The 13201-nt window shown below is 66.5% G+C and carries 13 protein-coding genes; 9 read left to right on the plus strand and 4 right to left on the minus strand.

Annotated features, from left to right (window positions below; all coding sequences use genetic code 11):
* Nucleotides 1-18: 18 nt before the first annotated feature.
* Complete coding sequence (locus tag IE158_RS05265; RefSeq protein WP_189642618.1) at nt 19-921, minus strand: DUF5694 domain-containing protein; 903 nt, start codon at nt 919-921, stop codon at nt 19-21.
* An 81-nt stretch (nt 922-1002) separates the two neighbouring features.
* Here IE158_RS05265 and IE158_RS05270 point away from each other — a divergent pair, with 81 nt between their 5' ends.
* Nucleotides 1003-1479 (plus strand): P-loop nucleotide/nucleoside kinase family protein, encoded by a 477-nt coding sequence (locus IE158_RS05270; protein ID WP_189642619.1) that lies wholly within the window; start codon nt 1003-1005, stop codon nt 1477-1479.
* Nucleotides 1480-1487: 8 nt separating this feature from the next.
* On the opposite strand, the gene tilS is transcribed toward IE158_RS05270, so the two are convergent.
* Entirely contained in the window at nt 1488-3107 is a 1620-nt protein-coding gene (gene tilS / locus IE158_RS05275; RefSeq protein ID WP_229838910.1) for a tRNA lysidine(34) synthetase TilS, read from the minus strand.
* Between the two features lie 223 nt (nt 3108-3330).
* Between tilS and IE158_RS05280 the strand changes: the two genes are divergently transcribed.
* Nucleotides 3331-3834, plus strand: coding sequence for an Lrp/AsnC family transcriptional regulator (locus IE158_RS05280; RefSeq protein WP_189642620.1), 504 nt, complete (start codon nt 3331-3333; stop codon nt 3832-3834).
* Between the two features lie 119 nt (nt 3835-3953).
* Here the strand turns inward: IE158_RS05280 and IE158_RS05285 are convergent, their stop codons facing one another.
* Together IE158_RS05285 and IE158_RS05290 are read right to left on the minus strand one after the other, a co-directional pair.
* Nucleotides 3954-4454 (minus strand): pyridoxamine 5'-phosphate oxidase family protein, encoded by a 501-nt coding sequence (locus IE158_RS05285; RefSeq protein WP_229838911.1) that lies wholly within the window; start codon nt 4452-4454, stop codon nt 3954-3956.
* A 70-nt stretch (nt 4455-4524) separates the two neighbouring features.
* Nucleotides 4525-5364, minus strand: a complete 840-nt coding sequence (locus IE158_RS05290; protein WP_189642621.1) for a metallophosphoesterase family protein — start codon at nt 5362-5364, stop codon at nt 4525-4527.
* 56 nt (nt 5365-5420) lie between these two features.
* Between IE158_RS05290 and plsY the strand changes: the two genes are divergently transcribed.
* The 7 genes from plsY to polA all read left to right on the plus strand — a co-directional run bounded on the left by plsY (nt 5421) and on the right by polA (nt 13199).
* Nucleotides 5421-6035 (plus strand): glycerol-3-phosphate 1-O-acyltransferase PlsY, encoded by a 615-nt coding sequence (gene plsY, locus IE158_RS05295; RefSeq protein WP_189642650.1) that lies wholly within the window; start codon nt 5421-5423, stop codon nt 6033-6035.
* Nucleotides 6036-6107: 72 nt separating this feature from the next.
* A complete protein-coding gene (locus tag IE158_RS05300; RefSeq protein WP_189642622.1) occupies nt 6108-6920 on the plus strand; it encodes a DNA-formamidopyrimidine glycosylase in 813 nt (270 codons plus the stop codon).
* Nucleotides 6921-6951: 31 nt separating this feature from the next.
* Nucleotides 6952-7587, plus strand: coding sequence for a hypothetical protein (locus IE158_RS05305; RefSeq protein WP_189642623.1), 636 nt, complete (start codon nt 6952-6954; stop codon nt 7585-7587).
* 9 nt (nt 7588-7596) lie between these two features.
* Nucleotides 7597-8247 carry a pyridoxamine 5'-phosphate oxidase gene (gene pdxH, locus IE158_RS05310; protein WP_189642624.1) on the plus strand — a complete coding sequence of 217 codons (651 nt, stop codon included), beginning with the start codon at nt 7597-7599 and terminating at the stop codon, nt 8245-8247.
* A gap of 61 nt (nt 8248-8308) precedes the next feature.
* Entirely contained in the window at nt 8309-8830 is a 522-nt protein-coding gene (locus tag IE158_RS05315) for an NfeD family protein (RefSeq protein WP_189642625.1), read from the plus strand.
* A gap of 55 nt (nt 8831-8885) precedes the next feature.
* Nucleotides 8886-10406 carry a flotillin family protein gene (locus tag IE158_RS05320; protein WP_189642626.1) on the plus strand — a complete coding sequence of 507 codons (1521 nt, stop codon included), beginning with the start codon at nt 8886-8888 and terminating at the stop codon, nt 10404-10406.
* A gap of 123 nt (nt 10407-10529) precedes the next feature.
* Nucleotides 10530-13199 carry a DNA polymerase I gene (polA, locus tag IE158_RS05325; protein WP_189642627.1) on the plus strand — a complete coding sequence of 890 codons (2670 nt, stop codon included), beginning with the start codon at nt 10530-10532 and terminating at the stop codon, nt 13197-13199.
* Nucleotides 13200-13201: the final 2 nt, after the last annotated feature.

The following is a 13201-nucleotide window of genomic DNA, read 5'->3' on the forward strand; positions in this document are numbered from 1 at the left end:
TTTTTGCTGCTTCCCGTCTCAGTCGAGGGCTCGCAGGTCCACCAACTCTACATCCGGCCCCAGTACCCGCAGCGCCGCTTCCAGCGGGCCTTTGTGCGCCAGCCCCACCAGGACCAGGAGCCGGTCACCGGGAATCGGCAGAGTGGCCGTCCGCAGCCGCGCCGCTATCGCCAGATTGCGGGCGTCCCAGTCGGCCTGCTTCATGCGCCCCGGCAGGCCCAGCCGGAAATTGACATCTGTTTCCAGAGCAATACTCTGCTGGACGCTCTGCGGAGCATTCACCGCCAGCAGGGTCTGCCAGTGGTCACTATGCTGAGGTAGCTGCGTCCCCGGCTGTTCGCTCAGCCACGCCTCAAAATCAGGCGAGGTCGCGGCCTGCAAGTAAGCCCGCTCCTGTTCTGTCGGCCAGTCTGTGAGTGGGAATTCATCAAACAGGCACAGACTGGCATGTCCCAGCTGACGGGCCAGAGCCACGCCCAGGCTCACGCTTTCCGCTGGCGACTGCGCGAACTCCCCCAGGTCAGCCCGCAGGTCTGCGGGAAGGTCAGCCTCTTCCCAGTGCAGCAGCGCATTATGCGGCTCCAGCGCCGCCAGATAAGCCAATGCCCGCTGTGGAATCGGTCCGCTCCGGGCCTGTGCCAGCGCCTCAAGGCGGCTCCAGCCCGTGACCTGCTGCGCCCGTTGGCCCAACTGCCAGGCCACCGGACGCCCACCGTGCCGCAACTCGGCATTGGGGTGACCGAGTTGCGAGTAAGTCTCCACCAGATCACCGGGCAGCACTTCCACCGCTATCTGGTCCGGTGCCCAAGCCCGCAGACGGTCTAGGGTCACGTCCAACTTCGGCTGCATCTTCAGCTGGGCCAGGTGCGGAGTGCCGATAACCAGGACCTCGGTGGGACAGCCCGCGTAAGTGGGAAGCATGGTTAAAGTGTAGCCACAGTCAAGCGCCGCGTGCGTAGCCCCTTGCACCCACTCCGTCAGCCCCGTATCATCGGCCTTCTGATGCCCACCCTGCACCTGCTGGTCGGCCTGCCCGGAGCAGGCAAAACCACCCTGGCCCGCACCCTGGAGCGCGAACAGAGCGCCCTGCGCCTGACCCCGGATGAGTGGATGAAGCCGCTGTTTGGCGTGGACGATACGGAGGGCAAACGCGGCCTGCTGGAGCGCGAGCTGCTGTGGTCGGTGGCGGGCCGGACGCTGGAACTGGGCGTCAATGTGGTGCTGGACTACGGCCTGTGGTCCCCGCAGGAGCGTGCCCTGTACCGAATGCGGGCGCATGACTTGGGGGCCGAGGTCCGGCTACATGTGTTGGACCTGCCGCTGGATGAGCTGTGGGCGCGGCTGGAAGGGCGTAACGCGGGCGGCGAACATCCTTTTCAGGTGTCCCGCGAGCAGCTGTGGGAATGGGACCGCTGGTTTCAGCGCCCAGACGCCGATGAGCTGGCCGAGTTCGGAACGGGCGCGGACGCTGCCGACTAAGCCATGTTTCAGCCCCGGCGAAATCCCGCGAAGGCTTCCTTGAGCAAGCGAGCACACTCGCCAGCGCGGTAGCCGCCCTGCACCTGCGGCTGCACACCCCAGCGGTGGCCCAGCAGGTCGTGAACGCCGCCCAGCGCCCCGGCTTTGGGGTTGGCCGCGCCATACACGATACGCCCCACACGGGCTTCCAGGGCCGCGCCCAGGCACATCGGGCAGGGCTCCAGGGTCACCACCAGGGTGCAGTCGCTCAGGTAGGGGGTGCCAAGAACGCCAGCAGCCTGCCGCAGCGCCTCCAGCTCGGCGTGACGGGTCATGTCTCCGCACTCACGGCTGCGGTTGCGCCCGAGGCCTACCACAGCGCCGGACGCGTCCAGCACGGCAGCCCCCACCGGCACTTCCTGGGCAGCAGCGGCAGCCCTGGCCTGGGCCAACGCGGCGTCCATCCCGGCCCACAGCGGGTCGTGCCAGCCGGTTTGTGCGCGGGCACCGGCGGCCCACACCGGCGGACGCAGCCCCACCCACTGCACCCCTTGTGCCGACACCAGCAGCGGCACCTGGGAGCGCCAATCGCGGGGCACGCGGGCTTCGGCCAGCACGTCACTCAAGCGGCGCGTGCCCCCCGGCAGCCGAATGCGGTCCCCCGGCTGCGGTGTGCGCCCCTGCCACTCGGCAGGATGGTCAAAGTCTGGGGCGCTGAAATTGGGTCGCGCGGCAGGCAACACGAGCTGCCCCCCCGTGACACTGACCGGCTGCCCCCCGGGCAAGGTGAGGTGCCGGGTCTCCCCTACAGCCAGCGCTGCGGCCAGCTCACGCAGCTGCCCAGCATGGACCTTCAGGCCAGCGCCGCCCAGCTCGGCCCGCAGCCAGCGGCGCAGCAGAGCGGGCGGCTGCCCCGACAGCGGTGTATGCGGCTGTATGGCGGCAGCCAGGCCCGTCAGCACAGCTTCGTCTTCAGCAGCGCGGCCAGCCAGGGCCGCCAGCGTTTCCTCAGCCGCAGGAAAGCGGGAGCGCAGCAGCGGCAGCACGTCCAACCGCAGCCACACACGGGTCAGGGCCGTGTCCGCGTTGGTGGAATCCTCACGCCAGTCCTGGCCCAGCGCCTGCAGATAGGCTTCGATCTCTTCCCGCGTCACTGCCAGCAGCGGGCGCTCGACCCCACCCCAGCGCGGCGCGATGCCGGTCAGGACCGCTTCACCGCGTAGCAAGCGCATCAGCACCGTTTCGGCCTGGTCGCGGCGGGTGTGGGCGGTGAGCACCGTTTCCATGCCTGCGGCCTTCGCCGTGCGCGTCAGGAACGAGTAGCGCAGCCGCCGCGCCGCCTCTTCCAGGTTCCAGCCCCGCGCCTGCGCTACCCGGCCCACATCGGCCTGCCCGCCTGCATAGGGAACACCCAGTTCAGCGGCCAGCGCCTCCACCCAGGCGGCGTCCTGTGCCGAGTCCGGGCGCAGCATGTGGTCAAAGTGGGCTGCGAGCGGCTCAGCGCCAGCGTCCAGCAGCCCCCGCAGCAGCGCCACGCTGTCGGCTCCACCCGACACTCCGGCCACCACCCGCCGCCCACGGTAGGGGCGCAGCGCGTCCCCCAACGCACCTGACGGCCTACCCACTGGCGGTTCACCTGAACAAGTCACGTCTGGCAGTGTAGCCGCCCACTGCAGGCCAGAATGGGCCTGGCAGACGGCGCGGCAGCTCGGGTATACTGTCTGGTCTGCACCACGCTGGATGTATATTTTCCAGCAAGCATTCCAGTAAAACGTAAGGAATGTTCTGCCCTTTGACACCCGCCCGGCAAGCCCAGACGGACTCCGCTCCCCTTTCACCTTCACGCCTTCTCCTGCAAACTCAGAGGAACCTATGAAAAAGACCGACACCGCCGCCAAACGCAAGACGGGCCAAAGTGCCCTGAAACTGGATCAGCTGGACCTTCAGCTGGTAGATGCCCTACAGCACGACGCCCGGCTGAGTATCCGCGAGCTGGGCCGCCGCCTGGGTGTGTCTGCGCCGACCGTTTCGGACCGGCTCAGCCGACTGGAAGCGGCTGAAGTGATTCGTTCTTATGGCGCAGTTGTGTCGCTGGGAGCCCTCGGCTACGGCGTGGTGGCTTTTGTAGGCGTGTTCGATACCGGCGAGAAGTTCGGGGAGCTGGACCAGTGGGCACAGGACCACCCGCACGTTCTGGAATGTCATCACCTGACCGGACGCTTCGCTGCGCTGCTTAAGGTGGCCGTGACCGACATCACCGCCCTCAACGACTTGGTGATGGAACTGGTGGACATGGGCGTGCAGTGTGACACCAGCATCGTGCTGAAATCGCCCGTGCCTGACAAGCTGGTGACCGTGCAGCTGCCAAGCGAATAAGCCGGGCACACAGGACACGGAAGCAGGGCGCTGGGAAAGAATATGCTTCCAGCGCCCTGCTTTATGGACTTATTCGTCTGTGCGGGTCAGCCCCCGATTAGCGCACGCACAGGCCCGGCCTAGTCCAGCGACACGGTTTCGTTGGTGCCCAGGTCGCCGCGCTCACCAGTCACCAGGCCCTTGGCGAGTGCAAACGCCGAAGCCAGCTTGCCGCTGCTCGCCCACAGCTCGGCCCCGTGCGTCTCCACATGAATCAGCTGCACGTTGGGGTCATCTATGCCCTGGGGGAAATAAGCCTTATAAAAGTCGCTCCAGACTTCTTCCAGCTTGGCGCGGTCATCCGACAGCTGGGCGCGGCCCGTGATGCTGACATAGTTCTGGCCGTCCGGCTGGGCGTAGGCCAGGTTCACTTCGGGGCGCTGCGAGATGTCATGCACCCACTCGGTATCCTTGCCACCGATAAACCACAGGTCGCCGTCAAACTCCTGCTCCTGGGTGGTCACCGGGCGGCTGTGCAGGCGGCCCTCATCGGTCTGCGTGACCAGCATGCAGAACTTGATGCCTTTGATCAGCTCGGCCACCTTCTGGACAGCTTCTGTACGGCTCATATCGTTGTTCATGCCTCTAGCATGCCAGACCCGGCGCAGCCGCCCGCCACAGGTAAAGCGAGGGTTAGGCTCTGCTTCAGCACTATACGGGCCGGAAGGTAGGCTCAGCCGCCAGAAAATGGTCCCAGGTGGCCGGGGTGCGCGGCAGGGCTTCGGCCTCGGTCCAGGCCCAGTAGGGCGTATACAAGCTGCGCGCAGTCAGCAGTTCTTGACGGAAAATCTCAGCACTCAGGCCAGTGCGCAGGTAGCCGCTCTCGCCAAAGCGCCGCAGGCTGCCCGCATGGTCATAATCCACCCGGACAATCCGGGGCTCCCAGCCACCTGGCCCCGACGTGAGCAGCAAGTAGGCGGCGCGGGGATCACCGTCGGCGGACACGCCTACCCCGCCGGTATTCAGCACCAACGTGTCGCCGCTGCGGTGCATGACCGGGCGGTGAATGTGTGACCCCACCAGCACCCGGTGCCCCCCCGACACTTGGCGCAGGCGCTCGGCGCTCATGCGGTCACTGAGGCCCTCGCGGTAGTTGTCCACCGTGCCGTGGGCAATGAGCACCTCCGGCAGTCCCTCCACACGCACCACTTCCGAAAAAGCCCAGCCCTGCGGCACATACAGCAGTCCCGCCCGGTCCAGAGCTTCGGCATTCCAGGCGGTGGCTTCCCAGAAGGGGTCAGTGAACCAATCCGGCGGCAGGTCCTCTGAGCGCTCTTGCCACAGCCGCAGCAGATCGTCGTGGTTGCCCAGAATAAAGGTCACGTTCTCCCGCTCCAGCAGCTCCTGCATCACAGCGGCAGAGTCCGGGCCCCGGTTGACCAAGTCACCATTCACGATGACGCGGTCTACGCCGCGTGCCTCTATATCCCGCAGCACAGCCCGCAGGGCCTGGAGGTTGCCGTGTATATCTGCAATGACGGCAACATTCATATTTAGCATTGTACGGTGGCCCAGTTAAGACATCTGTTGTACTCGGCATGTTTAGAATGTTCGTCGTGATTCCAAACCTGCTGATGGCTGCGCTGTGTTACCTGCTGGGCGCAGTGCCCGCTGCTACCTGGGTGGCCCGCTCACGTGGCGTGGATATTCGCACCGTGGGCAGCGGCAATTCCGGCGCGACCAACGTGCTGCGCTCGCTGGGCAAAGGCCCGGCAGCCTTCGTGGCGCTGTTTGACATTCTCAAGGGCGTATTGGCCGTGACTCTGGCCCGCCTGGTGGGCCTGGAACCGGAGTGGGTGGCGCTATGCGGCGTGCTGGCCGTCATCGGGCACAACTTCAGCGTATTTCTGGGAGGGCGCGGGGGCAAAGGGGTCGCCACGTCGTTTGGCACGGTGGCTGCACTCTCGCCCGCCATCGGCTTTTTTGCATTCGTGCTGGCGATTTTTACCATGTGGCTGACCCGCTATGTTAGCGCGGGCAGCATCATTGGAGCCGCCGCCGTGCTGGCGCTGCTGGCCTTCAGCTACCTGGTGCAGTTGCCGCCGCCCTGGTACGGCACCGCCGCACTGACAGTGCTGGCCCTGCTGCTGATCTGGCAGCACCGCGACAACATCCGGCGGCTGACGGGCGGCACAGAGCGCCGATTGGGCGAAAAGGCCTGAAGACCCGGCTCACGGGCCGACACTGACCGGGCGCACCGTTTGGCAGGCCCAGAGGCTTTACCCTGACTCCCTATGCCCGAACTGCCCGAAGTAGAAACCACCCGCCGCAAGATAGCCCCGCTGGTCACGGGCCGCACGGTTCTGGAAATCCAGCACCTCAACCCCGAAAAGTACCCGGACACCGAGCTGGCCCACGGACGTACCGTGCTGGAGCCGCAGCGCCGGGGCAAGTACCTGATTCTGCCGCTGGCCCAGGGAGACGCGGCTCCCGACCGCGAACTGATTGTGCATCTGGGGATGACCGGCGGCTTCCGGCTAGAAGAAGGCCCGCACACCCGGCTGACCCTGCGGCTCAGCGACGGCGCACTGTATTTCAATGACCCCCGCCGCTTCGGCAAGGTGCGGGTGGTCCGCAGCGGCGATTACGGGGCACTGCCCACCCTGGCTGCGATGGGGCCTGAGCCGCTGGGCGAGGAGTTCGGTCTGGAGGAATTCACCCAGGCCGCCGCCCGCGCCGGGGCCGTCAAGCCCTGGCTCCTCAGCCAGCGGCCTGTGGCGGGCGTCGGCAACATCTACGCCGACGAGGCGCTGTGGCGGGCCCGGATTCATCCGGCGCAGGGTCGCCTGAGCGAGGAGCAGGCGGCGCGGCTGCATGCGGCTGTCCGTGAAGTCATGCAAGAGGCGGTTGAACTGGGCGGCTCCAGCCTGGGGAACGGCGTCAGCAACTACCGCCAGCATGACGGCGACTGGGGTGGCTTTCAACTGCAGCACGCCGCCTACGGCCGGGGCGGGCAGCCCTGCCCCCGCTGCGGCACGCCTATCGAGAAGACGGTGCTAGGCCAGCGCGGCACCCACTTTTGCCCGCAGTGTCAGGTGCTGGAATAGGCCGGAGTGGAGCTGGGTCTAGACTGACCCCATGCCCCTGACTGCGCTGCTGCTGGCCTCCGCCCTGACGGCCCCTGCTCCCCCGGCTCCCCGCCCGGAAGACAGACTCTGGCCGAGCCGCGCCGAGTACCTGCGGGCCTGCTTTACGCCCAGGGCAACCGAGGACAACAGGACACCTGCCGCCGACCTCGGCGCCGGGCGCTCTGTTCAGGTGGTGCTGCCCAGCGAGTTACTGCGCGGCGACTGCCGACTGGACTACAGCGACCTGGGCGAATATGGCCGGCCCGGAACGCCTGGGCGGGCCACGCGGCGCAGCACTATCCTGCACACCCTGGACTTGCTGGCTTCGGATGACCTTGCGGCGACCCCGACTGTAGGAGTCAACCTCTATGCCGAGGCGAGCAGCGCGGGGGAGCCAGCCGCCTGGAACGCGGCCCTGCTGCTGCTGGATGCCCAGGGCCGCGAACTTGGCTGCATAAAGCCGCAGACTGGCATGGTGCGTTTCTTCCCGCATGGCGGTCAACAGGCCGGTGGCCTGGGCCTGAGCAGTCTCGTCTTCCGCGAGCTGCCGCGTCCGTTGGTCCGGCAAGCGGCGCAATTGTTGGTCGAGGTGAACTGGGGCGGCGAAGTGAAGCGCTATCCCCTGGAAGACGTGCTACAGCGCTAAACTGGCCGCATGACCGACCTCACCGACCTGCGCCTGTCGTACACCCGCGCCGCCCTGAGCCGCAGTGAGATGAACCCCGACCCCGCCGCGCAGTTCAGCGAATGGCTGGGGGCCGCCCTCAAGGACGACCAGCTGGCCGAGCCTTATGCGTTCTCGCTGGCCACCGCCGACGCGCAGGGCCAGCCCAGCGTACGGACCTTGCTGCTGCGCGGGGTGGATGAAGCGGGTCATCTGAGCTTTTATACCGGCTACGAGTCGGAAAAGGGCCGAGCGCTGACCGAGAATCCCAGAGCTGAGATGGTGTTCTTCTGGCCTTCGCTGGAGCAGCAGGTGCGGGTACGCGGCAGCGTGGAGCGGCTGGGCGAGGCGGCCAGCACCGGGTATTTCCACCAACGACCCCGCGAGAGCCAGCTCGCCGCGCATGCCAGCACGCCGCAAAGTGCGCCCATCGCCAGCCGCGCCGCGCTGGAAGCCCAGTTCGCTGCGCTGCATGAACGGTTCGCCGGTCAGGACGTGCCCAGGCCCGACTTCTGGGGCGGCTTCCGACTGGTGCCGGAGCGCTGGGAATTCTGGCAGGGCCGCCCCAACCGCATGCATGACCGGCTGGTGTACACCCGCTCACCACAGGGCAGCTGGCAACTGGAACGGCTGATGCCCTAGCTCACCTGGGAAACTCCGGCCCACTCCACTGCGTATCAGTGAGCAGGAGGACACACAGCTGATGGATTTTTACCTTCTCGCCCTCATTGTAGGAGGCGGCTTGGTGTTGCTGTCGCTGCTGGGCGGCCACGACACAGACGCCGGGGACCTGCCCACGGACCCACACGCCGAAGCGGGCGACCTGGCTTCATGGTTTTCGATGCGGGCGCTGGTTTCGTTCGCGGCCTTTTTCGGGCTGGCAGGGGTGCTGGGCGGCTGGCTGGGCCTGAGCAGCACCGCGCAGCTGCTGACCGCCCTGGTCACTGGCCTGCTGGCAGGGGCCATCACGGCTTATACCTTCCGGCTGGCCCGCCGACACGGCAATGTTTCGTTCGAGGCGGCCACGTTGGTGGGCCGGGTCGGGCAGGTCACCGTCCCGCTGGCCCCTGGACGGCCTGGACGTGTGCTGCTGGAAGTGGGCGCAGGCACCGAACAGATGACAGCCCGCAGTGATATTCCGCTGGGCGCTGGACAGCACGTCATCGTGACCGCCCAGGACGGCGGCGTGCTGGAGGTCCAGCCCTGGGACACCCTGCAGCCCTGAGCCTGCCTCTGCCCGTTTCCCTTCTACGCTTCCCCTCATCCCCCCGGAGGACACTATGATTCCCACCCTGATTGTCGGCGGCCTGACCCTTATCGCCATCATTATCCTGCTGGTCCTGATCCAGACCATGCTGATCGTGGTGCCCCCCAACCGTGTCCTGGTGATTTCGGGCCGCAGCCGCTCCACAGCCAGCGGCGATCAGGTCGGCTACCGCGTGATTCGCGGCGGGCGGGCCTTCCGCATTCCCTTGCTGGAAAAGGCCAGCTGGATGGACCTGACCACCATTCCGCTGGACCTGAGCATCGAAAACGCCTACTCCAAGGGCGGCATCCCGCTACGAATTCACGCTGTGGCGAACGTGAAAGTGAACGCCAACGAGCCGCAGCTGTCCAACGCCATTGAGCGCTTTTTGGATGTGCCGCGTGAGCAGCTGACCGGCATCGTGCGCGACACGCTGGAAGGCAACCTGCGCGGCGTGGTGGCTACGCTGACCCCCGAAGAAATCAACGAGGACCGGCTGCGCTTTGCCGAGGCACTGATGGAAGAAGCTGAGCACGACCTGGCCAGCCTCGGTATCCGGCTGGATACGCTCAAGATTCAGAACGTGACCGACGAGAGCGGCTACCTGGACTCGATTGGTCGCCGCCAGACCGCCGAGGTGCTCAAAGAAGCCCGCATTGCAGAGGCCAACCGCAACGCCGAAGCCAGCGAAGTGGAAGCCCAGGCCAAGCAGCGCGCCACCATCGCCCAGACCATCTCCGAGCAGGCGATTTTGGAGCGGCAGACCGAGCTGCGGATTCGCCGCGCCGAGCTGGAAGCGCAGTCGGCGGCCCGCGAGAATGAAGCTCAGGTGTCTGCCGAGCGGGCCAAAGTCACCGCCGAGCAGCAGCTGGAAGAGGAGCGCATCATCCTGAACCAAAAGCGCCTGGAAGCCGACATCGTGGCCCCCGCCCGCGCCCGCCGCGAGGCCGAATTGCTCAAAGCCCAGGCCGAGGCTGCGCCCATCATCGAAGAAGGTCGCGCCCGCGCCGAGGCCGTGCGTCAGGTGATTGCCGCCTTTGCCGAAGCTGGCCCAGACGCCGAGCGCGCCTACGTGCTGAACATGCTGCCCTCGATTGTGGACACCTTCGCTGAGAGCGTGAAAGCGGTGGACATTGACCGGATCACCGTGATTGACTCGGGCGACGGCAAAGCCACCCAGAGCGCCATGCAGACGCTGCCACGGGGCGTGATTGGCCTGGTAGAGCAGGTGGAGACGGCCACCGGCGTGAACCTGCTGGGCCTGCTGCGTGACAGCGGCAGAACTGCTCAGGGCGCAGGCTTTGGCCCAGACCGGGGCCCACAGGGGGGCGGGAGTGGTGAGCGGCCTCAGGCTCCGGTTCCTCCAGTGTCTGCGCCGCCAGCTCCCGTCACCCCGCCCATGCCCTCTGAGCCTGCGCCTATTGCACCGGCCCGCACCCTGGCAGACCGCGTGTCAGGGGGGCGGCACGCTGAGGCCCCAGCCACAGCCACGGTGGAACCAGCGCCGCCCAGCGTGGTGTTGCGCCGGGGTGAAGAGAAGAATCCCTTGCAATAGCAGAGCCAGTGCCTGAACACCCCGCACTCGTTACCAGAGGCGGGGTGTTCAGGTTGCCACCTTGCACATCCCGGGCCCCAGCCCGGCAGTCAGCAGCGCCGCCACCGCCTGTAGACTGGCCGCATGTCTCTTCCCTCCCCCGCCCCCCAGCCCGGAACGCTGGTGCTGATTGACGGCCACGCGCTGGCCTACCGCTCGTATTTCGCCCTGCCACCCCTGAGCAATTCCTCGGGCGAAAGCACCCACGCCATCGTGGGCTTTATGCGTCAGGCGCTGCGGCTGGCCCGGCAAAAGGGCAATCAGCTGGTGGTGGTCTTTGACCCACCCGGCGGGACCTTCCGCCACGACCAATACGAGGACTACAAGTCGGGCCGCGCTGAGACGCCGAGTGACCTGCCGCCCCAGATTCACCGCATCCGCGCCCTGGTAGACGCTCTGGGCTGGCCCCGGCTGGAAGTGGCCGGGTATGAGGCCGACGACGTGATTGCCTCGCTGACCCGGCGGGCGCAGCGTGAAGGGATGCAGGTGCGCATTCTGACCTCGGACCGCGACGCCTATCAGCTGCTGGCGGATGACGTGCAGGTCATCAAGAACGACAACTCGCTGTTCGGGCCGCAGGATGTGCTGGACAAGTACGGCGTGACGGTGGAGCAGTGGGTGGACTTCCGCGCCCTGACCGGAGACGCCAGCGACAACATTCCCGGAGCCAAAGGCATCGGTCCCAAAACAGCGACCAAGATTTTGCAGGAATACGGCACGCTGGACGCCGCGCTGGACGCCGCCAAAGCTGGGACGCTGGAGCCCAAAGGCACCCGCCAAAAGCTGCTGGACAGCGAAGAAGCAGTGCGGTTTAGCCGCGAACTCTCGCAAATGGTGTGCGACCTGGACCTGGACTGTGAGCTGCGGGTCGCCCGTGGTGCCGGTGACCCCGCAGAACTCCATGCGCTGCTGGACGAGCTGGAGTTGGACTCGCTGCGCGGCGAAATTGGCCGACTGGTGGCCGGTGAGATGACGGCGGCTGCACCGCCCATCGCAGCCGAGGCCCCACAAACCCTGGGCGAGTTCACAGCGCCCGAAGCGGGCGAGTGGCAGGCCCCCGAGCCAAAGGCCGCTGGGGACGCCACCTGGGGCTATGTGCTGAGCCGCGAAGACGACTTGACCGCCGAGCTGCGTGGCGCGGCCTGGCTGGACGGCACGGTGGCCCGGCCCGTGCCACTGCTTCCGCAAACCCCTGCCCTGTTCGAGCTGGACGCAGAAGCGCCCAAAAAGCGCGGCAAGGCCAAAGAGCCGCAGCCCCAGGCAGACGACACTGTGCTGGCAGCGGCGCTGGCCGGACAAGAGCTGGACGCCGCTGGAGCCAAAGCCCTGGCCGTCTGGCTCAGCGTGCGGGGCAGTGAAGTCAGGCCCGGTGACGACCCCCTCCTGCTGGCCTACTTGCTAGACCCGGCCAACACCGCTATGCCGGCTGTGGCGAAACGCTACTTGAACACCGACTGGCCGGAAGACGCGGGCACCCGCGCCGCCATCGCCGCGCAGCTGCTGGAGCTGCTGCCCCCGCAGCTGGACGAGGCCCGAATGAAGCTGTACCGGGACGTGGAAAAACCGCTCAGCGGCGTGCTGGCCCGCATGGAAACGCGGGGCGTGCGGCTCGACAGCGAATACCTTCAGGGCCTCTCACTGGCGCTGGCAGGACGACTGGAGCGGCTGGAAGCCCAAATTCATGAGCAGGCAGGCCACGAGTTCTCTATCCGCAGCCGTGACCAACTCGAAGCCGTGCTGTACGACGAGCTGGGGCTGGCGAGCGGCAAGAAAACCAAGCTGACCGGCAAGCGCTCCACCGCCATGAGTGCCCTGGAACCGCTGCGGGACGAGCACCCCATCATTCCGCTGATTCTGGAATACCGCGAGCTGGAAAAGCTGCGCGGCACCTACCTGGACCCCTTGCCCCGGCTGGTGAACCCCCGCACCGGGCGGCTGCACACCACCTTTGCCCAGACGGCGGTGGCCACGGGCCGCCTGAGCAGCCTCAACCCCAACCTTCAGAACATCCCCATCCGCTCCGAAGAAGGCCGCCAGATTCGCAGGGGCTTTATTGCAGACAAGGGCTTCCGGCTGGTGGCCGCCGACTACTCGCAGCTGGAACTGCGCCTGATGGCCCACATCGCAGGCGACGAGCTGATGCAGCGGGCGTTTCAGGAAGGGGCCGATATTCACCGCCGCACCGCCGCGCAGGTGCTGGGGCTGGATGAGGCCACGGTGGACGCGAACCAGCGCCGCGCCGCCAAGACAGTGAACTTTGGCGTGCTGTACGGCATGAGCGCCCACCGCCTCAGCAATGAGCTGGGGATTCCGTATGCCGAGGCTACTGGCTTTATCGAGAACTATTTCGGCATTTATCCGGGCATTCAGGCTTACATCGAGCAGACCCTGGAATTTGGGCGGCAGCACGGTTACGTGGAAACCCTGTATGGCCGCCGCCGCTACGTGCCGGAGCTTACGGCCCGCAACCGCAACCTGCGCGAAGCTGGCGAACGCCTGGCCTACAACATGCCGATTCAGGGCACCGCCGCTGACATTATGAAAATGGCGATGGTCGCCCTGGAACCGGGCCTGGACAAGCTGGGGGCCCGAATGCTGCTGCAAGTCCACGACGAACTGCTGATCGAGGCTCCGGCTGACCGCGCCGAGGAGGTCGCTGCGCTGACCAAAGAGGTGATGGAGAGTGTGGTGGAGTTGAAAGTGCCGCTGGCCGTGGAGGCGGGGGTCAGCGACAACTGGTATGAGGCAAAATAGGG

It is taken from the genome of Deinococcus piscis (assembly GCF_014653275.1).
Lineage (GTDB): Bacteria > Deinococcota > Deinococci > Deinococcales > Deinococcaceae > Deinococcus > Deinococcus piscis.

What these genes read in the sequence shown, in the direction of transcription:
- pdxH (WP_189642624.1), top strand. Translation starts at nt 7,597, where the DNA reads ATGACCGACCTCACCGACCTGCGCCTGTCGTACACCCGCGCCGCCCTG.
- plsY (WP_189642650.1), top strand. Translation starts at nt 5,421, where the DNA reads ATGTTCGTCGTGATTCCAAACCTGCTGATGGCTGCGCTGTGTTACCTG.
- IE158_RS05320 (WP_189642626.1), top strand. Translation starts at nt 8,886, where the DNA reads ATGATTCCCACCCTGATTGTCGGCGGCCTGACCCTTATCGCCATCATT.
- IE158_RS05265 (WP_189642618.1), bottom strand. Translation starts at nt 921, where the DNA reads ATGCTTCCCACTTACGCGGGCTGTCCCACCGAGGTCCTGGTTATCGGC.
- IE158_RS05270 (WP_189642619.1), top strand. Translation starts at nt 1,003, where the DNA reads ATGCCCACCCTGCACCTGCTGGTCGGCCTGCCCGGAGCAGGCAAAACC.
- IE158_RS05315 (WP_189642625.1), top strand. Translation starts at nt 8,309, where the DNA reads ATGGATTTTTACCTTCTCGCCCTCATTGTAGGAGGCGGCTTGGTGTTG.
- polA (WP_189642627.1), top strand. Translation starts at nt 10,530, where the DNA reads ATGTCTCTTCCCTCCCCCGCCCCCCAGCCCGGAACGCTGGTGCTGATT.
- IE158_RS05305 (WP_189642623.1), top strand. Translation starts at nt 6,952, where the DNA reads ATGCCCCTGACTGCGCTGCTGCTGGCCTCCGCCCTGACGGCCCCTGCT.
- IE158_RS05300 (WP_189642622.1), top strand. Translation starts at nt 6,108, where the DNA reads ATGCCCGAACTGCCCGAAGTAGAAACCACCCGCCGCAAGATAGCCCCG.
- IE158_RS05290 (WP_189642621.1), bottom strand. Translation starts at nt 5,364, where the DNA reads ATGAATGTTGCCGTCATTGCAGATATACACGGCAACCTCCAGGCCCTG.
- IE158_RS05280 (WP_189642620.1), top strand. Translation starts at nt 3,331, where the DNA reads ATGAAAAAGACCGACACCGCCGCCAAACGCAAGACGGGCCAAAGTGCC.
- IE158_RS05285 (WP_229838911.1), bottom strand. Translation starts at nt 4,454, where the DNA reads ATGAACAACGATATGAGCCGTACAGAAGCTGTCCAGAAGGTGGCCGAG.